The following is a 26,257-nucleotide window of genomic DNA, read 5'->3' on the forward strand; positions in this document are numbered from 1 at the left end:
TATTGAATCGAAGCCCAAATTCAAAACAAAACCTTTGCAATGGCTATAAAAAATCAGCCGGCTTCAGAAACTTTGCGGCTTCTTGGGGGGTGGGAACGCGACATGAACTTCGCTTGCCATACCAGCGATAGCGATTTTTGGCAATCCAATCGTAAATCGGATCCCTAATAATTTCAGGAACAATCACAAAAAAGTAAAGCAAACTCCAAAATCCTCCCATCAGCCGTGCAATCTCCAAGGCAGCCCGGCTTTTCACATATACCTTGTCCCGGTACACGAATACGATGGAATCCAAATAGGCGTTAGGAATGTGGTATCTTTTCAAAAATCCTTCTAAAAAAGGCTCCTGAAGAGAGGCAAATTTGAATCGGTCTTTCTTATCCCTCTGGATCACAAAATCGACGGCGTGGTTGCAGAGGTTGCAAACGCCGTCGAATAGTATGATTCCGTAATCCTTCGGAAGACTCATTTCACGATCTGGACCGTCCCTTTGAACGTCTGCTCTTTCAAAGCCGGGTCAAAAACGTCAAACCTGACCGTCGCGGTGTAGAAGTAGGTGCCCGCCGGAAGCTCGTTGCCGTTTTTGTCCCTGCCGTTCCAGCGGATGAAGACATCGTTCTCGTTGGAACTAAGGCTGTTGAACGAAAACACCTCGACTCCCCAACGGTTGACGATGAATACCTCCACGCCCAAAACAAACCTCGGGCATTTTGCAAACGGATTGTCGAAGGCCATGAAGGTATCGTTGATGCCGTCCCCGTCCGGGGTAAAGGCATTCGGAAGGAAATACGCCGGACAGTTGTCCACGCAGACCGTGTTGCTCGGTTCGCTTTCGTTGCCGGACCTGTCGACAGCCGTGATGTAGTAGCAGCCACGGTAGTTGCTCAGGTTGTTGATAACCGCATCCCTTTCAAAAGGCGAGAATGTACGCACCAAGGTAAATTCCCCCTCTTCGCCATCCTCATTGAAATACAGCCTGAACGCGCTCAGTTCATCGTCACAGGATCCCGTGAAATTCGGCTCCCAGCCCAGTTCGTGGGTAAACGTGGTGTTGCCGCAGGGCTTGTCGGAGAGGTATTCCTGGCATTCTGGCCCTTCGAAAGTCAACACCGGCGGGCATGGCAGCCTGTCGTCATCCGGCCTCGCGCAGATGACCTGGGATTTGTTTTCCAAAGGATAGGTCAGTTGGCTGACGTTGTATGCGCCTTTTGTGATCACATAGTAGCAGTACTCGGTATCCCTGCGGAGCGGAATTCCATTGTGGCGTCCGTCATCCAAATACGTGAAACCGGCAGTGGTTACGTCCACCTCGGCAATCAGTTCAAAAGTGTTCTCGTCCTGGGCATTGGCGTCGTTCCTGTTGCGGTAGACCTCATGTTTGTACTGGCTGATGGAATTGTTCCAGGGCACTGTAAAGGACCAGTTAAGCTCGATGGCCTCGTTGATGATGACGGGTTCCAGCCTGACCGAGGAGGCCGAGGTCGAGCTGTCTATCGTCGTGGTGTTTTCCTTGAGGATCACCTTGTAGTTGTAGACCAGGTTCTCAGTGTTCAGGCCAGTGTCCGTGAAGAAGGTGTCCGCGGTACTGACTACAGACGTGCGGTTTTGATTACCGGTAAACCCGGTCCTCCTTACCAGTTCATATGTGAACGGCCCCGGAAACTGGGTCCTATCGATATCGTAGGGCGGCGTCCATTTCACGAAAATCTCGCCATTGGCGGCATCGGTCGCCTCGATACTGACATTGGTAATGATCGGAACGTCCACGTCGATGGTCACGCAGATTTCCTCCGAAACAATGCTAACTCCGTTTCTAGGGCTTGGATATCCCGCAACAAGCCGGTAACAGTAGGTGTTTCCAGGTGCCAGACCTTCGCCCATGTTCGTGTCCAGAAAACTGAATGTGGACATGTTGGTGACTCCCACCAATTCGTAACCTGCGCGGATTCCCGTCTCACAGGAATCCGGCTCGTAGGGATCGGAATTGATCCTCCTCCAGACCTGCATCACGTCCGCGGCGTTGGAGCAGGAATAGGGTTGCCACTCCAGGTTCACGGACCGCGACTGGCCCTGCTCGATGTTGTCCCAAACCGGAGGCGGCCCCACAACCCTGATCTTCCAGGTCTTGATGTCCACCAGCGCTGGACCCGAACGCGGCTGGTCCGTGATCCGTACACGCACGTCATACTCACGCTCACGCACATGGGCACAGACAGTCTGCCAATTGAATCTGACTATACCAGGACTAGGTTGGAAAACAGATTCAGGAGCATAGGTAGCCGGCGAAGTATTGATTTCAAGCGGATCACCAAAAACCTCAATCTTGATCGGGTCCCCATCCGGGTCAGAACCTTGAATGATAATATCGGAAATCCGTTCCCCGGCCACTACACAGAGATCGTCAGGCAAAATCAATTCCGGTCGCCTGTTGTTGGAATTTTCGATGATGATCTGCATATCCCTCACTACGTAACCGATCAATTGGTATTCTCCAGCGATCTTTCGCCATTCTTGTATTCGAAACGCTACGTTGAATTGTCCGGCCAAACCAGGGGCATCCCAGACCAAATCGCCTGTTAGTGCATCCAAGGTCAGGAATGCGGGCGTCGATCCGTCTTCCTGTCTGAAGCTGAACTCGGACGTTCCCGGGCTTCTGTAGTTATTGACTGGACGTTGGAAATCCTGCTTTGGAATGTCCATTACATAAGACAAACTGTCACCATCCGGGTCATAGGCGCCCGGATTGTGGATGTAGCGCTTGTTGACAGCACCGTTGTCTACGGGAGGGATGGTCAGGACGGGTGAATTGTTGATACCGATAAAAGGGTCTATAACGATCTGGGTCTCCACATAAAAAGGTGTCTCGACGGAGTTATCCATGTTGAGTGTCCGGTCGTTCCGGTTGAATTCCCGGAAACGGATCGTGTAGCGTCCCGGCCCTTGGTAGGTATGCGTGATCACAAATGTGTTTTTCTCGATTTGATTGCCCAATGATTCGACCAACACAAAATCAGCCTGGGTATTGAGTGTCACTGCCTCAGTGCCATCGCCGAAGTTCACTTCCCCGGGCCCGAATATGACGCTGGATCGCGTATCCGTGTAGCCCACGACGGTGATCCTATACGTCAGCGTTTGGACGGAAACCCGCTCTGCAGTGATCTCACCGGCCCGGATATGGGTGGCCCAAGCATTGCTTGCATAAAAAAACATCATTACCAGGGAGAGCAGAAAAACGGAACCTTGCAATTTCATGTAATCGATGGTTTGGTCAGGTAGATATACGAAGATATCCAAATCACGGTGAAATTATTTATTTCATTCAAACAATAAAAATAAACACAAGGTTAGGACAACATGAAAATTAGCTCAGAATGGGCTCGAATTCGAGTCTATTTAGAACAATTTAAAATAAGTTCAATCGATTGAAGTCAGTTTGTTCGCTATGTTTGCGGCACGTAAATTTGGCCGACAGATTAAAAATCCAAACATCAATCGATCTAATATAAAACAAATATGAGCTGGGTATCCAAGACCTTGAATAGCACACTGGGCAGAAAGCTGCTGATGGCCCTTACGGGTCTTTTCCTGATTTTGTTTTTGGTAGTCCACTTGGCGGGTAACCTTCAGTTGCTGATACCTGATGGTGGCGAGTCCTTCAACATTTATGCCGAAACAATGGCGAAGAATCCACTTATCCGGGTTGTTTCGATCGGTAACTTCGCCTTTATCCTTATCCACGTGATCTACTCGATTATGCTTTCCCGGTACAACAAGGCCGCACGTCCAATTGGTTATGCAGAAAGCAAGGCCAACACCAACAGCGCTTGGGCTTCGAGGAATATGGGGATTTTGGGAACACTCATCCTGATATTCCTTCTGGTACACTTACGCGGTTTTTGGTACGAATTCAAATTCGGAGAAATTCCCACAGCCGTGTACGAAGGAGTTACCTACAAAAACGTTTACTTGATCGTTGCAGAGGCTTATTCCAATCCCCTCTATGTACTCTTCTATGTGGTTTCCATGGGCTTCTTGGCCTTCCACCTTTCACACGGATTTGCCAGTGCTTTCCAGACGCTTGGATTGAACCATGCCAAGTATTCTCCACTGATCCAAAAAGTGGGTATTGGATTCTCTATTCTCATTCCGGCACTGTTTGCCTTGATTCCGATCATGATGTTCCTGCAAGCATAAAATTTCTAATAGTTTATTTGGGTAAAAATTTGACCTATGATACTAGATTCCAAAATACCTGATGGCCCTTTGGCCGAGAAGTGGACCAAACATAAATTCAGCGTGAAGCTGGTCAATCCCGCCAACAAGCGCAAGTACGACGTCATCGTCGTGGGGACAGGCTTGGCGGGCGCTTCGGCTGCGGCTTCCTTGGCAGAGCTTGGCTACAACGTGAAAGCCTTTTGCTTCCAAGATAGCCCAAGACGTGCACACTCCATCGCTGCACAAGGCGGTATCAACGCTGCTAAGAACTACCAAAACGATGGCGATTCCATCTTCCGCTTGTTTTACGATACCATCAAAGGCGGAGACTATCGGGCAAGAGAGGCCAATGTACACCGCTTGGCAGAGGTTTCCGTCAGTATCATCGACCAGTGCGTGGCACAAGGTGTTCCTTTTGCCAGGGAATACGGAGGCTTGCTGGCCAACAGGTCATTTGGTGGGGCACAGGTATCCCGAACGTTCTACGCGAGAGGACAAACCGGGCAGCAGCTTTTGCTTGGCGCCTACTCTGCACTCTCCAGGCAAGTCGCCAACGGTAAAGTAAAACTCTACCCAAGGACCGAAATGATGGACGTGGTGATCGTGGACGGCAAAGCCCGCGGCATCATCACGAGAAACCTCATCACAGGCGCCATCGAATCCCATTCCGCACACGCAGTCTTGTTGTGTACAGGCGGATACGGAAACGTGTTTTTCCTTTCTACCAACGCGATGGGGTCCAATGTGACCGCGGCTTGGCGTGCACACAAGAAAGGCGCTTTCATGGCCAATCCATGTTTCACCCAAATCCACCCTACCTGTATCCCTGTTTCCGGTGACCACCAAAGTAAGTTGACCCTGATGTCAGAATCACTGCGAAATGATGGTCGTGTATGGGTGCCCGCAACAAAGGAAACAGCCGAAAAACTCAGAAAAGGGCAAATCAAGGCCTCTGATATCAAAGAAGAAGACAGAGATTACTTCCTGGAAAGAAAATATCCATCCTTCGGTAACCTGGTGCCTCGGGACGTTGCTTCCCGAAATGCCAAATATGTCTGCGACGAAGGCCGTGGCGTGAACGAAACCGGAGAAGCTGTATTCCTGGACTTCCGCGATGCCATCATCCGGGATGGGAAAAATGTAATTTCCGCCAAGTACGGAAACCTCTTTGACATGTACCAGCAGATTACCGGCGAGGATCCTTATCAGGTCCCAATGATGATTTATCCTGCGGTGCACTACACCATGGGCGGTCTGTGGGTGGATTACAACTTGATGACCACTGTCCCTGGATTGTACGCTTTGGGCGAGGCCAATTTCTCCGACCACGGTGCGAACAGGCTTGGTGCTTCTGCGCTGATGCAAGGCTTGGCTGATGGATATTTTGTAATTCCCTACACTGTTGGGGACTATTTGGCACAAACACCGTCCACCAAAATCGGCACAGATCATCCTGAGTTTAAGAAAGCCGAGAAAGAAGTGAAGGACCGCGTCCAAAAATTGCTCAGCATCAAGGGCGAAAAGACTGTCGACCATTTCCACAAGAGACTGGGCAAAATCATGTGGAACTACTGCGGGATGGCGAGGACGGAAGAAGGACTGAAGGAAGCCAAAAAAATGATCCAAGAGTTGAAGGCCGAGTTTTGGTCCAACGTGAAGGTATTGGGAGAAAACGAGGAACTCAACCAATCCCTCGAAAAAGCCCACCGCGTAGCCGACTTCATCGAATTGGGCGAATTGATGGTGGACGACGCCCTCAACAGGAACGAATCCTGCGGTGGCCACTTCCGGGAAGAATACCAAACCCCTGAAGGCGAAGCGCTCCGTGACGACGCCAACTATGCCTATGTGGCCGCTTGGCAATACGTGGGCGAGGGTCAAGAAGAAGTCCTTCACAAAGAGCCTTTGGTCTTCGAAAACGTGAAACTGACCCAAAGAAGCTACAAGTAATCCCAAGAATCTAAAGCATTGGAGCTATGAATTTGACTTTAAAAATCTGGAGACAGCGAAACAACGCCGACAAAGGCGGTTTCAAAGAATATAAAGTAACGGAGGTTTCCAAGGACATGTCCTTCTTGGAAATGCTGGATGTGCTCAACGAGAGCCTGACCGAAAAAGGGGAAGACCCCGTGCACTTTGACCATGATTGCCGGGAAGGCATCTGTGGCATGTGCTCGCTCTATATCAACGGCAAGCCACATGGACCGCTGCAGACGACGACTTGTCAGCTGCACATGCGCTCCTTCAACGACGGCGAAACCATCACCATCGAGCCTTGGAGGGCAAAAGCATTCCCGGTCATGAAGGACTTGGTCGTGGATAGGTCTGCCTTTGACAGAATCATCCAAGCGGGCGGCTACATTTCCGTCAATACCGGCGGTGTACCCGATGCCAACGAAATCCCAATCCCCAAAACCGTGGCTGACAAAGCCATGGACGCAGCACAATGCATCGGCTGCGGGGCTTGCGTGGCGGCCTGCAAGAATGCCTCCGCGATGCTCTTCACTTCTGCCAAAATCTCCCAACTTGCCCTGCTGCCCCAAGGACAGGTAGAGCGCAAGACCCGGGCGGAAAAGATGGTGGCACAGATGGACGCAGAGGGATTTGGTGCCTGTACCAATACCGGTGCCTGCGAGGCGGAATGTCCGAAAGGCATCAGCATCACCAATATCGCCCGGATGAACCGCGAGTATTTCACCGCGGTCGTCAGCAGCGAAAATCTGTAAAAATGAATAAGCATCTATAACCAAAAAAAGACCGGGGCGACTCGGTCTTTTTTTTTATCCAAATAACTCCAAATACTGCTCGCCCGGAATCACGGGGGCAAGTCTTTTCAATTCCATTTCATCAAAAATCCGCGATCGGACCATAAACCTGAGCCCCAAGGGTATCTCCAGTGAAAAGCTGGTCCCACGGCCCGCGATCACATCAAGCGTCAACTGCGTATGTTGCCAGTATTCGAATTGGTCTTGGTTCATGAAAAAATCGCAACCATGCACCTCCCCTATCCATACATCGCTCATGCCGATCTTGAATTCGCCCTTTTCAAAGCACATCGGTGCCGAACCGTCACAGCATCCTCCGCTTTGGTGAAACATCAGTTCCCCCTGCATGCGCTGACGCAGTGTATCGATGACGCCCATGGCAGCCTTGGTGATCAATACCCTGGGCACTAGTTCTTCTGGTGGCATGGCAAAATGGGTTTACTTCAATCATGAGTCGTGGTGATGGACGTACCAAACAGGCAAAATCCCGAGCTTGAAATTTGGCTGGAATGCGGGGCCAAGAATCCTCCAAGGAGAATCCAAGGCCCATATCCCAAACCATCCAATCGATTTACTAGAAGAATCCCAGTTTTTTCTTGCTGTAGGAAATCAGCATATTTTTGGTTTGACGGTAGTGGTTGAGCATCATCAAATGTGTCTCCCTGCCAAAACCTGACTTTTTGTAGCCCCCAAATGGTGCATGGGCAGGATAGGCATGGTAGCAATTGACCCAAACCCGGCCGGCTTTGATGGCCCTTGGCACCTGGTACAGCTCGTGTGCATCCCTGGACCATAACCCCGCACCCAATCCGTAGAGCGTATCATTGGCGATTTCGATGGCTTCCTCGACTGTTTTGAAAGTAGTAACCGAAGTCACTGGGCCGAATATCTCCTCTTGGAAAATCCGCATCTTGTTGTGCCCTTTGAAAATCGTCGGCTGGATGTAGTAGCCATTTTCAAGTCCTGAATTCAGATTAGCTCTATCCCCGCCGCAGAGGACTTCGGCACCTTCCTGTTTGCCGATTTCCATGTAGGACAGGATTTTTTCAAACTGGTCGTTGGATGCCTGCGCGCCCATCATCGTATCTTCTGCCAATGGATTGCCCATCTTGATGGCTTTGGTACGTGCGATGACCCTCTCCATAAAGACCTCATAGATGTCCTCATGTACCAGGATTCTTGAAGGACAAGTGCAGACTTCCCCTTGGTTGAGGGCAAACATGACGGCACCTTCTACGGCTTTGTCGAAGAAATCATCATCCGCATCGGCGACGGATTTCATAAAGATATTGGGTGACTTACCCCCAAGTTCCATCGTCACTGGAATGAGGTTTTCGGAGGCGTATTGCATGATCAGACGTCCTGTTGTCGTTTCGCCGGTAAAGGCAACCTTTGCCACGCGCTTCGAGGTCGCCAAAGGCTTTCCTGCCTCCGGGCCAAATCCAGTGACGACGTTCAATACGCCGGGAGGGACAACTCCCTGAATCAGTTCCATCAGGACCATGATGCTGGTGGGTGTTTGCTCGGCGGGCTTCACGACAGTGCAGCAGCCTGCTGCCAATGCCGGTGCAATCTTCCAGCACGCCATCAGGAGCGGGAAATTCCAAGGAATGATCTGTCCAACCACGCCGAGTGGTTCTTGGAGGTTGATGCTGACGGTATGCTCGTCGTGCTCCGACATGGTACTTTCGTCCGCCCGGATCACGCCTGCAAAATATCTGAAATGGTCGATGCAAAGCGGAAGATCAGCAGCACGGGTCTCGCGTAGTGCCTTGCCATTGTCGATCGTTTCGATGCGTGCAAGGAGCTCCAGATTTTCCTCCATGATGTCGGCTATTTTGAGCAAGACGCGGCTCCTTTCAGCAGCTGGCGCATTGGACCATGCCGGAAATGCCGCATGGGCAGCGTCCAAGGCCTTTTCGATATCTTCTTTGTTGCCGCGGGCAGCTTTGGAAAAAATCTTCCCGTCGATGGGCGAGATGTTGTCAAAATATTCGCCGGAAGCTGGCGCTACCCATTTCCCTCCGATAAAATGGTCATACTTCTCTTTCACTTTTGGCCTCTCTACGGCCTTTTTCTGTTGCAATTCGAGTGTTTCCATGATTTGGTCATTTTGGTTATTCGACAAATTTCATTGAAGTGAAAAAGCTTTTATCGACTTATTTTGCTATTCGATCGACCTATAATGACAAATGTCATTTTTTCTCCAATCTGCAAGCGCTACCTTTCAGTAAAGACCCAGAATGCCATGCAGCCAAATTTTATCGCAGGAGTCCCTTGGCGAAATGACCGAGACCTCAAGACACTCGTAGAAAACAGGACGACCTACACGCTCGACAATTGCGAGCTCAATATTTTTGAAACCCACCAACAGGCCAAGGAGGTCAACCTGAGCTTTGGCGATCTGGTCTTGACGACCATGCTCAAGGGAAAAAAGGTCATGCACCTTTTTGACAAACCGGGCTTCGATTACCTTCCCGGCGAGTCAGTCATCGTCCCACCCAACGAAGTGATGAAAATCGACTTTCCCGAGGCCCAATGGAACAATCCCACCCAATGCATCGCGCTGTCGATCTCGAAGGAAATGATCCAAAACACTTTTCAATTGCTCAACGAAAAGCTCCCCAACAAAGAGATTACCAACGAATGGGGCCTGGACTTGGCTTACTTCCACCTCATCAATACCCAAGACTTGTCTGAAATCATCAATCGGTTCATCCGGATTGGGGTGAAGGAGCGGTCCCGGGAGAAGGACCTGATCGCTTCTTTTGCATTGAAAGAGCTGCTTATCCGACTTTCCCAAACGCAGGCCCGGGACATGTTGGAAAAAACCTACAAAACGCAGGCAAGCTCCAATCGGATTGCCTTTATCGTCGACTTTATCAAATCCAATATCCGCGAAGACCTTACCCTCGAACAGCTTGCCGATAAGGCCTGCATGAGCAAGGCACACTTCAGCCGGACATTCAAAAGTGAGCTGGGTCTTTCCCCGATGGAATTTATTCTAAAAGAACGACTGAAGCTTGCCAAGCAGTTTCTCCAAATTGGACAACACCAAATCCAAGAGGTCTGCTACATGGCCGGATTCAACAACCCGACTTATTTTATCCGAGCCTTCAAGCAGGAATTTGGGACAACGCCGAGGGTATTCCAACAGGGGGGGTAACGGAAGGAAATCATATGGTTTTTTTATCCAACTGCTCGTCAACTTACATGCCCTTCTTTCTTTATTCAGGTCGAGAGTTTATCAATCCTTCCTGAGTAAGAGAAAAATCAATCGTTTTGCCACTCCAGAGGTGTAGGTTTATGGTGGATCTTAGGACAGGGTGAATGTCAATTTCCATTGAAAACGCAATTCCTCAAACACGAAAAAACCGAGCCAAAAGGCTCGGTTTTAAACACTCACCAGCTCAGGTTTTGAACAACATCAACTATCCCCATCCGGATTATTCTCCCAAAGGATTTTATTTAGTTCATCGTTGATTTCCTTTGCACCCGGCACATTGGCTTTAGCGGCCTCCTTGACCGAGTTATGGTAGCTCAGCGCAAAAAGATAAGCCTCCGTCCTGTGCCAGGTGATTGTATCTTCGAGCTTCGTTTGGAGTTCCTTCAACGCATGAAAAATGGACAACAATGTTGATTCCTGGTCAGAATCCGTTTCGTGCTGCTCTACATCAGCGAGTGCAAGAGAAATCCCAAGATTGTCGAGAAGTTCTTCGAGGATGCGATTTGCATATGAATCCAAAGATTCACCAGTCTCAGGCGTCGAATTGAATTGTCGATTGTCAGGTTTGGAGGCAGAACGGGACAGAATGGCCTGAATTTGCTCTAAGGCCTGCATGGCAGCCTGCAAATTTTCAGCGGGAATTGGATTTCTTTTTTTCATTGTTTTTTTATTTAAGGGTGATCAATAAAAACTGATATTCCAATACACAAAGCATTGAATGTAGTTATCATTTGGTGAAAAAACAATGTTTAGTCAAAAAAATATTTACAAGATTAGTTTTGACAAAAGATCTGTCCCAAAAATGCTACCTCAATGGATCAATTCAACTTAACAATCAAAATCCCAGATGTTTGAAAACCTCCATGACCGACTGGGTAAATTTGAAATCGAAGATCTGCTCAATTATCTTTCAAATCCTTAGACCTTGGGTAAAAAAATATACCCCAAGCCGTTTTTCCGAGTGTTTAAAATTTGGCATTTCCAGAAAGGGAATGACAATGAAAGCTTAACCGCCAACGGGGGTTGAACCTTGAGTAGCCCCGGGTTTCTCCCGATAATTATCGTGGACCGGAGAATTGAAGAAATCAAAATATGACGATCAACCCTGAAGGGGTTGAACAAGGTCTAAGTGGGAGGAATTTTGTCATTGGTAAAACGACCGAAGGTGTTTTCTCATCCCTGCTGTAAAAGCTATCTCCCAAACATTTAACGCTAGCGCCGCCAGTCAAATCTCCAAACCTTATGGGCATCAGCGTGGTTAATCTATTGGGCGCTCAATAACCTTTCGCCTGAGTAAAAGTTTTGTCCCCAAAACAGACACCATTCAGTAAGTATAAGAAAATCAAAGTATTACGGACCAACTCCACAACCATGTTTCCAAGCAAAGTGTATTTTTTTCTGAGTTTATTGATCATTCTCCCAATTACGACAGCGTTTGGGCAATACTTTGAAGTGCGGGGAAAGTTGTTTGATGCAGAATCAAAGGAACCCTTGGCATTTGTTCAGGTGGCATTGTTTGCAGCGGGCGATCAAACCAAACCACTGACTTTTTCCGACACGGACATCGATGGGAATTTCAGCCTGGAAGTGCCGCGGGGAAACTATACCTTCAAGGCATTTTTCATTGGATACAGTGACCTCCTCAAAGAAGGAATCACAGTGAACGGACTGACTGACCTCGGTGAACTGGCCATGCAAGGTGATGGCCAGAGTCTTCAGGAAGTGGTGGTTCAAACGACCAAACTGCCGATTCGTAGCAGCATGGAAGGTATCACCATCGCGCCAGAAGCCAACCTTGCCAACGTCGGCGGTACGCTGTTGGACATCCTGCGCAACACGCCTTCAATTACTGTGTCGGAAGATGGTACGATCGCACTGCGCGGAAGCACGGGTACCAACATTCTCATCAATGGTAGAAACTCCTCCCTCACCCAAAACCTAGACCAGCTTCCCGCGAGCGCCGTCGAGGAAATTCGCATCATCAACAACCCCAACGCACGCTATGATGCCGAGGCTGAGGGTGGCGTGATCGATATCATCCTCAAAAAGGGGCAGGACCTCGGAACCCATGGAGGACTAGAAGCAACTTACGGTACCCGCAACAGAACCAACTTAGGTGCCCGCATCAACCACCGGGGCCTCAAATTGAACACTTTTGCGGGATACAACTTCAGGGATTGGAAAGATGTAGGTGCGCGCCAGTCAACACGCGTATTGTTTGAAGATGAGGAAACGCTGCAGCAAAATACCGAAACTGCTCGCCGCAACGTGGGGCACAACCTGACTTATGGGGCCGACTATTACTTTGGCAACAATGTCCTCAGCTACGAAGGTGTGTACCAGTCAAGCCTGGACAGGCAGGTAAACACACTCTTTGCGGAATTGGAACGCGGCGGAGCCAGCCCGGAGGCATTTGACTACGTGCGTAGAAACCAGGAAAGCGAGACGGATACTGGCTTGGACAATGCCTTGATCTTTGAGCATTCGTTCAAGGACAAAGGACATTTGCTCCGGGCGACGGCAAGTCATTCTTACCGAAACCAGTTCAAGACTCAGGAAATTGATATTTTCAACAACACGCTCGAACCACTACCAGAAAACCGCACCGGACAGGAACTCGCCTACATCGACGAGGTTAGGAATATCTCCGTGCTGCAGGCGGATTATATCAAGCCTTTGGAAAACGGGAAATTTGAAACCGGGTTGAAGTCCATTTTCAGGAAATTCGACAACGACTACCAGTACCTGCGGTTTGACGAATCCGAGGGTGGATTTGTCGAGGACCCGCGTGTCAGCAACCGATTCCTCTATGAAGACCAAGTCCTTGCAGGCTACGCGGTATACTCAAAAACAAAATCAAAATTTGAATATGCACTTGGTTTACGCGGGGAAATGACTTTTGTGGACACCTATCTTGAGAACACCGGAGAAACAAACAAGCAGCGGTATTTCGACCTCTTTCCGAGCGTGCAGGGCATGTACAACATCAGCGATGTCCATTCGCTGAAATTCACCTACAGCAAAAGAATCGACCGACCGACAGCTTGGAGGCTAAATCCCTTCCCTGATATCACGGACAGCCTGAATGTACGGCGTGGAAATCCCAACCTTCAGCCTGAAATGATCAATTCGTTTGAATTGGGACATATGGCCAACTTCAAAAAAGCATCCCTGACGACAAACCTTTTCTACAGGCACGTTGACGGTCAGTTGGATTTCATCACCATCGTGGAGGACGGCATTTCCTATTCGCAGCCCGCCAACCTGCTTTCCTCACAATCCTACGGCTTGGAATGGATCGGCACGGGTGAAGTCAGCAAATGGTATTCACTCAACGGAGGCCTGACGATTTACAGAATTATTGTTGATGGATCGAATATCAGCCAAGAATTCACCAACTCGGGATTTGCCTGGAACCTCAAGCTGACGCAGGATTTTAAGCTTCCTTTGGGAATCAATTTCCAACTTGCGGGCACTTATGATTCTCCTGAGATTGAGGCCCAAGGACGCGACCTGGCACAGTATTTTATCGATGCGACCCTTCAAAAAAGCCTCTTCAAGGACAAAGGGAGCATCGCCCTGAGCGTGCGGGACATTTTCGATACGCGAAGATTTGCAGGTTTTGCCCGAACCAATACCTTTTCGCAGGATTTTTATTCCAAGCAGGAGACTAGAATCGTCCTGCTTTCTGCAAGGATGAATTTCTAGAGGATAATTTAATCCTAACTTCTGACCAATTTAGTCTGTTTTTGGATTCCCAAGACACCGGAGTTCTATATACTCCTTCCTCACTCTCACTGTCGAATCACCTGAAAGACTAATTGCTTCACCTTGAAACTATTGAGTGTCAAAAAGGTCATGGCCTGGCCAATCAGTTCTTGTTTGTAGGTCTTGGTATATGACCCGCCTAAATGCATCTAGAGAGGTCCCAAATTCAAGGCTATTCCCATTAGCCAAAACAGAAAAGCTAAAGTTATCATTTACTCTTTCCAATACTCCTGATGTCCCTGACATCGCACCAAAATGAAACCAATTGGAAAATCCAAAATACATTTGGTTTAGAAAATATTCATCCAGCATATCTTCTTTTTGATGAAGCCTGTCAATTCTGGCCATAAATCTTAGTAAATCTGTGGCAGAGCCAATCCATCCACCACCAGAATCCATCCGTTTTACATCGATTTGATAGGGGGAATAATCAGAATGACGATTGTAATACTTTACTTCATTTTCATGTTTGTCATAATCAAAATTCCTCCCAATATGCATAGAAGTAATTCCATAAGGTTCCAGGACATTCTTTTTTATGTAGGTTTCGTAATTTTCGCCGCTAACCTCCTCAATTATCCTCCCGAGGATGCAATAACCAAAATTTGAATATATGATCGTTGATCCAGGTGGGTTACTTAAAGGACGTGTATCTAGGACGTACCCAATAAGCTGATGCTGTGGGTAATGGATAGCCAGAAACATCGGATCATTGGCGCCGTTAGGCCAGCCACCCGCCTTGTGTTCCAGCAGGTGTCGTACAGTTATGGATTTTACGGCTTCAGAATAAGGCTTTGCTCCAAATTTAGTCCCTAAGATTGCGCCTTGACCAAAAACTTTGCTGTCCAAGTCCAACTTACTATCCTTGACAAGTTTTAATATTCCAATAGCAGTGATCGGTTTGGAAATACTCGCAATGCGGAAAAGGCTTTTGTTTGTTACCTGAACTGATGATTCGACTTCAGCAAAGCCAAAAGAATTCTGGTAGACAAGGCGTTCATTTTTCATAATCGCCACTTGCACTCCAGGGAATTTATGTTTTTCCATAATTTCCTTTATTCTCGCGTCCAGTGATGAGAATTGGTCTGCTGACGAAGAATCGGAATCCTCAAGGCATCCACAGAGAATACCCAAAAAGGCAAAAGGAATAATTAACCTAAGGTACTTTTTCATAATGCTCTTTTTCCGAATTATCTGCGCATAAAAGGGTTTTCAATACCGTTCAAGGAACCTGTTTAACTGCAAGAATTATAACAATGCCGTTCCCTAACGTCTTTTTACTTCATTTCAGAATGTCTTTTCTTGAACCAAGAATTCGCTGCCGCCTGTTTTCAGATGACCTTTTTGACTTGAGGTAAAGCGGAATTGTGGTAGTGATTCAATGGCGATCCCGTAATTTTTGACTTAATGAGATTGATCCTGGGTTTCTAATCCGGGCAAGTACCCCAGACAGGTTTTGGCAATGTCCAATTTTGCGGAAAAGTCTCTTTGGGCGGAATTCGTATCTTTATCACGCACCATTTGGATAGGTCTTGGTTGAATTTTGTGTTATCCTTGACAAAATAATCCATGTTCGTGACGTTCCGGACATCCCAAGCGCCAATAGGTTGGTTGAATAAAATGGCATTTTCTTCAAACGGAATATCCCAACCCGAAGGGTTCTGAAATCCGGCAAACATCCCTTCCATAGTTGTCACATTGCTGACGTCCCAGTTCCCTATCTCCTGGTCAATACTTACTCCCATAAACAAATAGCTCATGTCTGTCACCAAGGATGTGCACAACCTGGTCAAATCAATATCTTGCCTAACCAAGTGCCTTAAAAAGTCATCGTTTACGGCTAAATACTCTACTCCATTGATCATTCCTTTCTGACCGACATAGACGTTTTCACATTTACAAGTTATGCCGTTGTCATCAAGAAAAAACTTTGGTTCCCCAGAAGGTTTTTGTCTGAATTTTACTCGAATCACGGTTTCACCCTCAATTTTGATCCTTAAAGGATTTTCAATCCATGCTTGAAATACTCCGATCGATTCCGCCTGATAGCCCCAGGTTTCGAAAACCCAGCCTTCATCTGGAACCGCGGTTAGTTCTACAGTTTGCCCATGGGGATATTCCCGACCGGAAGGATTTTCTACGACCCGTTCCAAAATGGTCCCCTGCCCCTCTATTTCGAAGAACAAGGGGTGTTCTCGCTTAACAAATACCGCAACAACGTTCTTGTCCGAATCCATCTTTAGCGTGAGTGGATTATCACTTCCGCTGACATCACCTTCCCACCTTTGAAATACCCAACGCCCATCATTTGGTTCAGGAGTAAGGGTAACGGGCTGTCCTGCCGGATAAAGGCTATGCCAAGGAGCATAGTTTATTCTTCCCGCCTCTTCAGGAGATGAAGACAGTGCAAGCTTGTAACCTGTCAATGGTTTGGGTTTTTCCTCACATGAGAAAACCATTGTGAGAAATAAGATCGGAAATAATCTGAAATTCTTCATGGCTTTGAAATATTGAAAAGTGAAAACTAAAACAATTGATATCAAACAAACCTAAAATCACCTGTATTTGATTGACTATCAGCAAGAAATTTATATACGATCTACATCAAAATCATTGTAAAAAATCGACAATTCAGTTTTCGACGCGGTTATATGGGCCAAAATAAGAATGGCGCTTGTCGGAGAAGATCATCCATTAACATGCGCATAGGATTTCTTTCCAGGATAGCGTCAAAAGTCGAATAAGGTATGACCACCAGGGTCCTAGAAATCAAAAGAATTCTTTAACACTTCATGATCAGGTGAATTCTAGTGTGTGGTTTATTACGTCAAGGTTATGTGAAAAAAAAGCCTCCGGAGACTCTCCTGTTATTTTCTTGAAGTTCTTAATAAAATGCGATTGGTCCACGAAGCCCCCTATCTCACTTAAATCCAGCAGATTCGCATCTGGATGGTCCTTCTTATAGCGCAGAATGTGCCTGAACCTAACGATATTTGCATAGTATTTGGGACCTATTCCGACATGCATCAAAAAACGTCTTTCAAGGCTTCTAAGAGATAAATTGAATTGACTTGAAACTTCATTTGCGGAGACCTTTCCCTTTTTTAAATTGATCCAATCTACTATTCGCATTGTGGACTCATCGCGATCATGACTTTGATTCAATCGCCTTAAAAATACATTCTCAAGTCTAGCCTTTGCCGAGATATCTGATAAAGGATTATTTGACCTCAATGCAGGAAGAATATCCTTCCCAACCCAATTGATTTGCTCAAGATAATAGTTATATCGATCCGTTATTCCTCGCAGGGAATGCTCAAGGAAATGGAAAATACCCGCGGGCGAAAATATGACAAGCAAAAGGCCGCCTGCGCCAGATAGTCGGATTTCAACTGACCTTGTGATTTGTCCAAAAAGAATTGGTCGAATTTGCTCCCCTCCGTGGATTTTCCCCGCATTTATGTGTAAACAACCTGAATAAGGAAAAACCATTATGGGAACCCCCATGGGTACAGCCATTAACTTGAAGGGATCTTTATTGGTGAAATCTAAATCCCACATTACGAAATTCTTGATATACGCGCGCAATTCAGGTATTGGCGGGTAAACTCTTGGCGATTCCATAAGAAAAAAAAACAGCTAAAAGAATAGTGAAAACGCAGCTAAAATTACATAAAACCCTCATTTAGCGCAACCTTTGGTTCACACAATTGGATTGAACGAGAATTATAATACTTTGCAATGTCTCTCAAATCTCTCCTCATTTGTGCCATTTCAGAATTGTCAGTTTTCAGAACGTTTTTAAACTTCCCGAAACTTGGTCGGTGCGGATTCCACATGCTTTTTGAAGAAATTATTGAAATGGGTCACCTCAACAAAACCGAGGGCGAAGGCGATTTCGGATATATTCCATTTGCTGTGTTTCAGTAGGACTTTAGCTTCCTGCACCAAGCGCTCTGCAATCACTTGCGAGGTGGTTTTGCCGGTCGTCTCCTTCAATGCCCGGTTGAGATGATTGACGTGGACGTTGAGATGCTCGGCAAACTCGGATGCTGTGCGAAGTTCAATTTGGGGGTGGTTGTCCTCAATCGGAAACTGTCGCTCGAGCAATTCCAAAAACATGGCGGAAATCCGCTGCGCCGCATTGAAGGGCTGTCGATCGCTCAGCGTGTTGGGCTGCAGCTTGAGCGCATAATGGATCAGCTCGAAAATATGGTTTCGGATGCTGTCGTAGCGATACTTGTAATCTGATTGGAAATCCTTTTCCATCCGCTGAAAAATTGCCTCAATATCCAGCACTTGCTGATCTTCCAATTCAAACACGTGGTTGCCGGTCGGTTGGAAAACCTCATACTGCATGATGTTGCCAAACAGGCTCATAAAGTGTTGGTTGAAAATGCAGTACTGTCCTTGCAGTTCCTCGTGGTGTTCCCATTTGTAGGGAATGAGTGGGTTTGAAAATGCCAGCGCTTGCCGCTTGACCTCGATCACCTGATCGGCAAAGAAAACCTCGCTTCTGCCTTTGACGAGCATGATTTTGAAGAAATCCCGCCTGCGGTAGGGAATGGAGGTCGCTTTCCCGTTGTAAAATTGCTCCAGACGGAACATATTGAAATGCCCGATATCCTTTCGGATGTTTTCCGGCAGCCAACTGAATTTCCGTTGGTAAAACTCTTCGAGGGTTTCGGGCTTATCCATGATAGGAAAGAATGAAGATGAAAATCTTATTTGAAAGACCTATTCGAGCATGCTACAATACAGGACTTGATCGCTTTACGAATTGGTTGTTGAAAGAATAAATCAAGCTGATATTCCAAATCCAATCATCGACTTCGATCTCAGATACGATCTTTCTGCTGACAATCGATCCAAGTGAAACTGGGAAATCCCGTCTGCCCACCACAAAGGATGAGCTGGCAAAGTATCCGTCCTTCTCATTCATTTTCAGATAGAAAAGCTGCGGACGGGCATTGAAGAAGTATTTTTCAGAAATGGAAACATCCGTAAACGAGGACCCCAAGGCTACAAACTGGTTGAGGGCATAAGGCACATTTCCCAGGCTCCTCCCCTGCAGATAGAGGAAATTGACCTTGATCTTTGGACTGAATGTATAGCTTGGAGACACCTCCCAAGCAAAAAACCGCTTTGCCTCCATGCTTTCCACCATATTGCCGTTGCCGTCATCGACGAGCGTATTGACAAACACGAATGCTGGGTGGGCACCCACGTGCAGGTTGAATTTTTCCTTTTTTACAATCTTGTACCTCCACCAAAAGATAAATGACCAAGGCTGTCCATCGAGTGCGAAGCGGAGTTCCGGATCAAAACTCAGGCGTTCACCACCAAGTGACAATTCGAAGATTGCAGCTGGCCGTCCGAGCGAAAAGGCTGGAATCAGCGAAAGGCCGTTGTTGGTCACGCTGATATTGCCGCGAAAGTGGTTGTGGCGTTCAGCGGTCCCGGACTGCGCAACAGACTGGAAACTCACACCTACGAAAATCAGGACTGCAATTACGAAAATCGAGCAGAGTTTTCTTTCGGGCAGCTGCCACTTACAGTTTGAGTTCTTGACGGATTTGGGGCAATTAAATCGGTCATGATTCATGATCAACATTTTGATGGGATTTGGATGGTGCAAAAATAGAACACCAGAAAAGGTCTTTACTAACAAAATTCAAATCAAAGGTTACAAAATTCAAACAGTGGAAAAACCGCAGACATGAGACATGAGATTCAAGATACAAGACTCAAGAAGCAAGAAGCAAGACAGAGGATGGAAAAAAAAAGCCAAGACATTGCACTCGGCAAGTCTTCGCTTTTCTTCGAATCTGGCACAAGCCACCATTCTTAGGAAACTCCTCGTAATTCGTACTTCTAACTTCGTACCTATTTTGGTTTTTTCATACTTGGTACTTTGTACTTCGTACTTGGTACAACCCACTGATTATCTGTACTTTGCACTTACTTTGCTTCTCCGTCCCAATTCACCCTCGGGGACTTGTAGTAGTTGACACCCATGAGTTCCCACCGCTTGCCGTGGGCGGCGATGCGCTTGCTGAAAGATTCCCAACTCCTGTTGGCAGTTGGCGTCCAAGCGATCTCCGCGATGGCGGGCAATCTCGGGAAGGTCATAAACTCGATCTCCTCCAGATTGGTTACTGTCTCTGACCACAAAGGCGCCTCTACGCCAAGAATGCTTTTCCTTTCGAATGCGAGTGAATCCATGGCCAAAGGATCCCAATTGTAGGCATCATCGAGCTCGATGTAAGCCGCCCAATGCAGACCAATTTGGGTGGTGGAATCATATTGCATGTCCAGATAAGTCTTCACTGCGGGAGAAACCAAGATTTGGGAACCCTGTTCGATGGCCATGCGGGCGTTTTGACCCTTTGCCCAAAACTGCGCCACTGAAGTCGGCAGCAACTTGGCATGGGCCACCTCATCCCAGCCCATTGTCTTTTTGCCATATTTGGTCACGATGGCTTGGGCTTTTTCGATAAAGGGAATGTAATCTTCCAAAGCGGTCACATGCGACTCGTCGCCACCGATATGGATATAAGGCCCGGGTGTAATCTCAGCCAATTCACGGATGACATCATCTACAAATTGGTAGGTGGTAGGGCTATCGGTGTCAAGCGTGCTAAATCCTACTTCAATGCCCGTATGGTAAGGTGTTGCTTTGTCATCAGGTTCGGTAATCCCCAAATCTCCCCGATCGACTGGTTTTGCCGTTTTTTCTGGCACCGTAATACCTGGATTGAGTATGCCGTAAGAATTCAACGCCGAATTCGTATGGCCGGGCATATCGATTTCAGGCACAATGGTGATGAACTTGCTCGCGGCATAGGCCACAATTTCCTTGTACTGTTCTTGGGTATAAAAACCACCTTTTCCCCCTCCTACTTCATTTCGGCTACCGATTCGGGTCAACAGTGGCCAAGACTTGATCTCGATTCTCCAGCCTTGATCATCGGAAAGGTGCAGGTGGAGGTAATTGATTTTATACTTTGAAATCAGGTCAATGACGCGCTTGACATCTTCGACGGAGAAGAAATGCCGCGCCACGTCCAGCATCATGCCCCTATAAGCATATTCTGGATTATCCTGAATGCTCCCGGCAGGCAAATAGAGCTTTTCGACGGCTGTGTTCCCTTCGATGCTTTCAGGCAGAAGCTGCCGGATGGTTTGCACAGCAAAATACAATCCGGAGGCATCAGTACCTTTGATATGTACTTTCCTCTTTTCAATGTCCAGTTGATAGCCCTCAGCAGGAATATCCAAGCTGGGATTCAGTTCAAAAATGATCACATCCTGGGCATTCGGGTCTTCACCGAAAGGAATTTCCAGTCCAGCCTGGGCAAGCAACAGCCGTAGTGGTTCGGCGGCCTTGGCGGCTGCATCCTTTTCGCCCACCAATACAATCTGGACGTCTTTGTTGATGGTGAAATGACCGGAAGCATCTGTGATGGTAACGGGCGCAGGAATGATTGGATACGTGCTCATAGGTTCGGTTTTGGGCGCGCAAGCAAAGAGACTCGCAAATGCCAAAGACCAGATGAGGAGGATGTTGGATTTTTTCATTTTGGGGAAGGTTATCGGGTAAGTGTGACCAAACTTAATTAAAAAATTTACAAAAGCTTTTACCGATTATTGAAATGTTTCCCTTTCCCTTTATCACTCCAATTGGGGTTTTGGCCACAGATTTCACTGGGAGAAATGGGTTTTTTGTCTATCTTAAAAGCCTCAAACCGACATATATTCAACCGTTTCTAATTGAAAGTCAAGCATGAAAAAAGAAGAGATTTCCAAATCCGCTGATTCCAGGCGGAATTTTATCAAAGCATCTGCCACAGCCTTGGCGGGTTTTTACCTCGTCCCAAGGCACGTTTTGGGTGGACCTGGATTTGTCGCGCCATCGGATAGACTTCGGGTGGCGGGCATCGGCGTAGGTGGCATGGGCCAAGGTGACGTCAGGGGCGTTTTCAGCAGCGGAAAGGCGGATTTCATCGCGCTTTGTGACGTGGATGATACCCGGGCGAAGCCCAGCGTGGAAGCACATCCGAAAGCAAAATACTACAAGGACTTCAGGGTCATGCTCGACAAAGAACATAAAAACATCGATGCCGTGACGGTTTCTACACCAGACCATATGCATGCGGTACAAGCCATGATGGCCATGCAGATGGGCAAGCACGTGTATGTGCAAAAACCCATGACGCATGATATCTATGAGGCTAGGATGCTGACCGAAGCAGCTGACAAATACAAAGTCGTTACCCAAATGGGCAACCAGGGCTCCTCAGGCGACGGCGTCCGCCAAATGGTGGAATGGTACAATGCGGGACTCATTGGAGAAGCGACCCGCGTCTATTGCTGGACCAATAGGCCCGTATGGCCACAAGGCATTCCATGGCCAAGCCAAGGTGCAACCCCACCTGCCGATTTGGATTGGGATCTTTGGCTGGGAACTGCCCCCTACAAAGACTACGTGCCAAATCTGATTCCTTTCAACTGGCGTGGCTGGTGGGATTACGGAACAGGTGCATTGGGCGATATGGCCTGTCACATCATTGAGCCTCCATTTAGGGTATTGGGCTTAGGCTATCCCGAATCCGCCGAATGCAGCGTGGGATCGGTCTATATCGGGGAATTTCAGCGCGGATATTTCCCGGATAGCTGTCCACCTTCGTCCCATATCACACTCAGGTTCAAAAGGGATGGAAAAGAGGATTTGTCCTTCCATTGGATGGATGGCGGAATCCAGCCGACGCGACCTATCGAACTCGGCCCAAATGAAGTCATGGGCGACGGCGGCAATGGAGTCATCATCGAAGGCACCAAAGGCAAAATGATGTGCGGCACCTATGGCGTCAATCCACAGCTGCTTCCAACTTCCCGCACCAAGGAAGTCTCAGTTCCGCAGACCGAGTACAGGGTACCCGGCGGCGACCGCGGCCATTACAACAACTGGGTAGAAGCTTGCATCGGCGGCTACGGCAGCAAGGAATTTGAGAAATTGAGTTCGCCGTTCTCGGTCGCGGGTCCGCTGACTGAGTCGGTACTCATGGGCAACTTGGCGATAAGGAGCTATGATTACAGGGTACAGCGTCCAAACTCCACCGTATTTGACTATCCCGGCAGAGGTATCAAACTCCTCTGGGATGGCGCCAACATGAAAGTGACCAACTTCGAGCCGGCGAATCAATTCGTGCAACGCACATACCGCGAAGGCTGGAAATTGGGGATGTAAATCCCATCTGCTTCGTTGATTCCTGAGCCCCTTCTTTTCTATTGGAAAGGAAGGGGTTTTAATTTTTTGGTTAATTTGCCGAAAAAACAATCCATGCAACGATACCTGGTTTTGTGCATTTTCTGGCTCGTCTCCCTCCCATCCCTTTGCCAACATCTTCAACTTGGCAAAAAGGATTTGAAGGAACTACGGGACATGATGGCAGGCACGTTCAGCAGCGAGGCCCAATCCAAGGAAGATGCTGATTTTTTCCATATCAGCTTGGAAATGCGGCCAATTTGGCAAAAAAACAAAGACGGATACTGGCTGTATGTGGAGCAGGCCATGGCCACAACCAAGGATAAACCTTACCGTCAGCGCGTCTATCATTTGTACCAAATGGATGACACTACGCTGGTCAGCCAGGTATACGAGCTAAAAGAACCTGAAAAATTTGCCGGAAAGGCCAATGACCCTACCGCCCTTGGGTCATTGACCCCTGACCAACTCGTCTCCAAAGAGGGGTGCGGGATTTTTCTGCGAAAAACCAAAACAGGCATTTTCGAAGGGAGTACCCAAGACAAAGCCTGCCCCAGTAATTTGCGTGGCGCACGTTTCACGACCTCCAAAGTGACCCTGACAAAGGACGGGATGGAAAGCTGGGACCAAGGCTGGGATGCCAACGGCCAACAAGTCTGGGGTGCCACGAAGGGCGGGTATCGATTTGATAAAATAAAAGCAGCGAAGTAACCATGCACCAAGGCATTTCCCTACTCGACCTCAGCCTGACAGTCAGGAACCTATTGGAAGAGCAATTGGAGCCTTCCTACTGGGTCGTGGCGGAAATCGGCGAACTCAAGGAGGCCGCCAATGGGCATGCCTATTTGGATTTGGTGGAAAAGCAGGGAAACCAGGTCATGGCCAAAATGCGGGCAAATATATGGTCCTACAGCTACCGCATGATCGCCAGCAGGTTTCGCGCAGTGACTGGCCAACCTCTGCGCCAAGGTATGAAAATCCTCTGCCAAGCCGTGGTGACCTTCCACGAAGTCTATGGATTCAGCCTCAATATCAAGGACATTGATCCTGATTTCACTTTGGGCGAGCGCGCCCGCATCCGTCAGGAAATCATCGATCGGCTGGTGCAGGAAGGCCTGATGGACCTGAACAAGGAAAAAACCTTGCCACTCGTGCCCCAGAGAATCGCCGTCATCAGTTCGATTACGGCGGCGGGTTACGGGGATTTTGTCAACCAATTGGATCACAACCGGGAAGGATACCGGATCCATTTCAGGCTGTTTCAGGCTACTTTGCAAGGTAGCGAGGCTGCAAAAAGCATCATCGCCGCCATCGACCAAGTATTGAATGCCCACGAAAACAAATCCTTCGATGCCCTGGTATTGATCCGGGGCGGAGGGGCACAGATGGATTTGGATTGCTTTGACGATGAGGCCTTGGCGAGGGCCTTGGCCAAGTTTCCGATTCCCGTCCTTACCGGCATCGGCCACGAAAGGGACGAGACCATCGCCGATATGGTCGCGCACACCAAACTGAAGACACCCACGGCAGTAGCGGAATTTCTACTTTCGGGATTCAGGGATTTTGAGGATAGCCTTGCCCTCCAACTCAAAAACCTCCAAAGAAATGTCGGCTGGCAACTATTGGAAGGGCAGCGAAATTTGCGTGAACTTGAATCACAACTCAAAAACCAAGTCAAATTCTCCGTCAACAAGGAAAAGGACAGGCTTGCGTTTCTGATGCATCAAACCAAAAACATTAGCCTACAAATCATCAAGTTGAACCAGCTAAAAGTGACAAACGCGCAGCAGGCATTGCACAAATCCTGGAAACGAAGGCTGGAAATGGAGCAAAAAGGCCTGATGGCATTGGAAAAACTCTTGACACTTTCTGACCCGCAGACCTTCTTTGCAAAAGGCTATACCCGAACCGAAATCGACGGCAAGCCACTGCACCTGTCCACGCCGGAAATCGGCCAGGAAATGCAGACATTTTCCCAAAACCAAACCATCAGCAGTACCATCCAAAAAATAGAAAACCATGGAAAATAAAACCCTCAGCTACGAACAGGCAATCGCTCGTATCGAAGAGATTGTTTCCCTTTTGGAAACGGGAGATAAGGGAATGGACGAGCTTTCCGATCTCGTGAAGGAAGCCAGCCAACTCGTCAAATCCTGCAAAGCCAAACTCCGGATGACCGAGGAAGAAATCGCCAAAGCGCTTGACGAGGCCGAGAAGCTGGATTAAGTCCGATTATTCCGTATATTTTCGAAAAATTGGGAGTACATCCTCCCACACCCTATCTCGCTCTAAACTCGCTTGCCATGAAAAGAATGGTTTTTTTAATGGTCCTATCCTTGGTCCTTGTCACAACGATTGCCAATGCCCAAAGCCTCTACCGCGACCGCTACGAACGCAAACATGCCATTTCGCTGGGTATCGGCCCGTCCTTTATTTATGGTGACAATACGGGCGTATTCAATGAAGGAGACTTCAAATGGAAACCTGCCCTGACTCTTGCTTATTCCAACAAAATCCACAACCGCATTGCCCTCCAGCTGAGCCTTGGGACCCAATGGCTGGAAACGGGCGGTCCTGAAAGGACTTGGGCCGTGGATGCTTGGCAGGATTCAGGGGGCGTTTTTACATTTACTGGACAGGCTTTCTATGGGGATTTTATGCCCATTGTTTACTTGATTCCCTATGATACCCATATGAACCGCGGCAGGTTCAATGCCTATATCGGCAGCGGGATTGGCTATGTGTATGTGTCGAGGGAAGATCGGTTTTCATTTGACGAAAGCGCGCCTGTCCTGTCGGGAACTGCTACTTCATTCTATATCCCAGGCTTGATAGGCTTCTCTTACAGTATTGGATCCTTAACTGACCTTTCACTGGAAATTAAGGGCATGTTCTCTTTCTCAGACGAATTGGACGGAAATGCGGGCTACAACCAGTTCAACGACCATTTTGTACAGACACATTTGGTGCTGAGGAGGTTGCTGCGGAATTCGATCAAATGATTGGTCAGACCTG

The 26,257-nt window shown here is 47.9% G+C and carries 21 protein-coding genes; 10 read left to right on the forward strand and 11 right to left on the reverse strand.

Going from position 1 to position 26,257, the window contains the following annotated elements; genetic code table 11:
* Window positions 1-43: 43 nt before the first annotated feature.
* Both L0U89_RS03975 and L0U89_RS03980 read right to left on the reverse strand, forming a co-directional pair.
* On the reverse strand, window positions 44-469 hold the full coding sequence (locus L0U89_RS03975) for a thiol-disulfide oxidoreductase DCC family protein (protein WP_234860341.1): 426 nt from the start codon (window positions 467-469) through the stop codon (window positions 44-46).
* Window positions 466-3,252: a T9SS type B sorting domain-containing protein gene (locus L0U89_RS03980; protein WP_234860342.1), complete on the reverse strand. Its 2,787-nt coding sequence runs from the start codon at window positions 3,250-3,252 to the stop codon at window positions 466-468. The genes L0U89_RS03975 and L0U89_RS03980 overlap by 4 nt, the downstream gene beginning before the upstream one ends.
* A 261-nt stretch (window positions 3,253-3,513) precedes the next feature.
* Here L0U89_RS03980 and L0U89_RS03985 point away from each other — a divergent pair, with 261 nt between their 5' ends.
* Genes L0U89_RS03985 through L0U89_RS03995 form a run of 3 tightly spaced genes read left to right on the forward strand, consistent with a single transcriptional unit; the run spans window position 3,514 to window position 6,941 of the window.
* Window positions 3,514-4,194, forward strand: coding sequence for a succinate dehydrogenase cytochrome b subunit (locus L0U89_RS03985; RefSeq protein ID WP_234860343.1), 681 nt, complete (start codon window positions 3,514-3,516; stop codon window positions 4,192-4,194).
* 36 nt (window positions 4,195-4,230) lie between these two features.
* Window positions 4,231-6,165 (forward strand): fumarate reductase/succinate dehydrogenase flavoprotein subunit, encoded by a 1,935-nt coding sequence (locus L0U89_RS03990; RefSeq protein ID WP_008629371.1) that lies wholly within the window; start codon window positions 4,231-4,233, stop codon window positions 6,163-6,165.
* Between the two features lie 26 nt (window positions 6,166-6,191).
* The gene (locus L0U89_RS03995; RefSeq protein WP_008629373.1) at window positions 6,192-6,941 is read left to right on the forward strand and encodes a succinate dehydrogenase/fumarate reductase iron-sulfur subunit; all 750 of its coding nucleotides are present in this window, start codon (window positions 6,192-6,194) and stop codon (window positions 6,939-6,941) included.
* Between the two features lie 54 nt (window positions 6,942-6,995).
* Here the strand turns inward: L0U89_RS03995 and L0U89_RS04000 are convergent, their stop codons facing one another.
* Window positions 6,996-7,406, reverse strand: coding sequence for a DUF779 domain-containing protein (locus tag L0U89_RS04000; protein WP_234860344.1), 411 nt, complete (start codon window positions 7,404-7,406; stop codon window positions 6,996-6,998).
* 148 nt (window positions 7,407-7,554) lie between these two features.
* Window positions 7,555-9,081 (reverse strand): aldehyde dehydrogenase family protein, encoded by a 1,527-nt coding sequence (locus L0U89_RS04005; RefSeq protein WP_234860345.1) that lies wholly within the window; start codon window positions 9,079-9,081, stop codon window positions 7,555-7,557.
* 147 nt (window positions 9,082-9,228) lie between these two features.
* On the opposite strand from L0U89_RS04005, the gene L0U89_RS04010 reads away from it, so the two are divergent.
* A complete protein-coding gene (locus L0U89_RS04010; protein ID WP_234860438.1) occupies window positions 9,229-10,146 on the forward strand; it encodes an AraC family transcriptional regulator in 918 nt (305 codons plus the stop codon).
* A gap of 261 nt (window positions 10,147-10,407) precedes the next feature.
* Here the strand turns inward: L0U89_RS04010 and L0U89_RS04015 are convergent, their stop codons facing one another.
* Complete coding sequence (locus L0U89_RS04015; protein ID WP_234860346.1) at window positions 10,408-10,866, reverse strand: hypothetical protein; 459 nt, start codon at window positions 10,864-10,866, stop codon at window positions 10,408-10,410.
* 711 nt (window positions 10,867-11,577) lie between these two features.
* Here L0U89_RS04015 and L0U89_RS04020 point away from each other — a divergent pair.
* The gene (locus L0U89_RS04020; protein ID WP_234860347.1) at window positions 11,578-13,914 is read left to right on the forward strand and encodes a TonB-dependent receptor; all 2,337 of its coding nucleotides are present in this window, start codon (window positions 11,578-11,580) and stop codon (window positions 13,912-13,914) included.
* 129 nt (window positions 13,915-14,043) lie between these two features.
* Here the strand turns inward: L0U89_RS04020 and L0U89_RS04025 are convergent, their stop codons facing one another.
* The 6 genes from L0U89_RS04025 to L0U89_RS04050 form a co-directional block, all read right to left on the reverse strand.
* Window positions 14,044-15,147 (reverse strand): serine hydrolase domain-containing protein, encoded by a 1,104-nt coding sequence (locus tag L0U89_RS04025; protein WP_234860348.1) that lies wholly within the window; start codon window positions 15,145-15,147, stop codon window positions 14,044-14,046.
* Between the two features lie 254 nt (window positions 15,148-15,401).
* Entirely contained in the window at window positions 15,402-16,472 is a 1,071-nt protein-coding gene (locus L0U89_RS04030) for a BspA family leucine-rich repeat surface protein (RefSeq protein ID WP_234860349.1), read from the reverse strand.
* A gap of 298 nt (window positions 16,473-16,770) precedes the next feature.
* Window positions 16,771-17,598 carry an AraC family transcriptional regulator gene (locus L0U89_RS04035; RefSeq protein WP_369413239.1) on the reverse strand — a complete coding sequence of 276 codons (828 nt, stop codon included), beginning with the start codon at window positions 17,596-17,598 and terminating at the stop codon, window positions 16,771-16,773.
* Window positions 17,599-17,775: 177 nt separating this feature from the next.
* Complete coding sequence (locus L0U89_RS04040; RefSeq protein WP_234860351.1) at window positions 17,776-18,672, reverse strand: helix-turn-helix domain-containing protein; 897 nt, start codon at window positions 18,670-18,672, stop codon at window positions 17,776-17,778.
* 52 nt (window positions 18,673-18,724) lie between these two features.
* On the reverse strand, window positions 18,725-19,588 hold the full coding sequence (locus L0U89_RS04045; protein ID WP_234860352.1) for a hypothetical protein: 864 nt from the start codon (window positions 19,586-19,588) through the stop codon (window positions 18,725-18,727).
* A gap of 347 nt (window positions 19,589-19,935) precedes the next feature.
* Window positions 19,936-21,555, reverse strand: a complete 1,620-nt coding sequence (locus L0U89_RS04050) for a beta-N-acetylhexosaminidase (protein ID WP_234860353.1) — start codon at window positions 21,553-21,555, stop codon at window positions 19,936-19,938.
* Between the two features lie 205 nt (window positions 21,556-21,760).
* Here L0U89_RS04050 and L0U89_RS04055 point away from each other — a divergent pair, with 205 nt between their 5' ends.
* The 5 genes from L0U89_RS04055 (at window position 21,761) to L0U89_RS04075 (ending at window position 26,244) form a co-directional block, all read left to right on the forward strand.
* Window positions 21,761-23,224: a Gfo/Idh/MocA family protein gene (locus L0U89_RS04055; protein ID WP_234860354.1), complete on the forward strand. Its 1,464-nt coding sequence runs from the start codon at window positions 21,761-21,763 to the stop codon at window positions 23,222-23,224.
* Between the two features lie 93 nt (window positions 23,225-23,317).
* The gene (locus tag L0U89_RS04060; RefSeq protein WP_234860355.1) at window positions 23,318-23,953 is read left to right on the forward strand and encodes a chromophore lyase CpcT/CpeT; all 636 of its coding nucleotides are present in this window, start codon (window positions 23,318-23,320) and stop codon (window positions 23,951-23,953) included.
* Window positions 23,954-23,955: 2 nt separating this feature from the next.
* Complete coding sequence (xseA, locus tag L0U89_RS04065; RefSeq protein ID WP_234860356.1) at window positions 23,956-25,272, forward strand: exodeoxyribonuclease VII large subunit; 1,317 nt, start codon at window positions 23,956-23,958, stop codon at window positions 25,270-25,272.
* Window positions 25,262-25,468 (forward strand): exodeoxyribonuclease VII small subunit, encoded by a 207-nt coding sequence (gene xseB, locus L0U89_RS04070; RefSeq protein ID WP_234860357.1) that lies wholly within the window; start codon window positions 25,262-25,264, stop codon window positions 25,466-25,468. The genes xseA and xseB overlap by 11 nt, the downstream gene beginning before the upstream one ends.
* Window positions 25,469-25,545: 77 nt before the next feature.
* Window positions 25,546-26,244, forward strand: coding sequence for a hypothetical protein (locus L0U89_RS04075; protein ID WP_234860358.1), 699 nt, complete (start codon window positions 25,546-25,548; stop codon window positions 26,242-26,244).
* Window positions 26,245-26,257: the final 13 nt, after the last annotated feature.

Origin of the sequence: Mariniradius sediminis, from assembly GCF_021491425.1 — a bacterium.
Classification (GTDB): Bacteria; Bacteroidota; Bacteroidia; order Cytophagales; family Cyclobacteriaceae; genus Mariniradius; species Mariniradius saccharolyticus.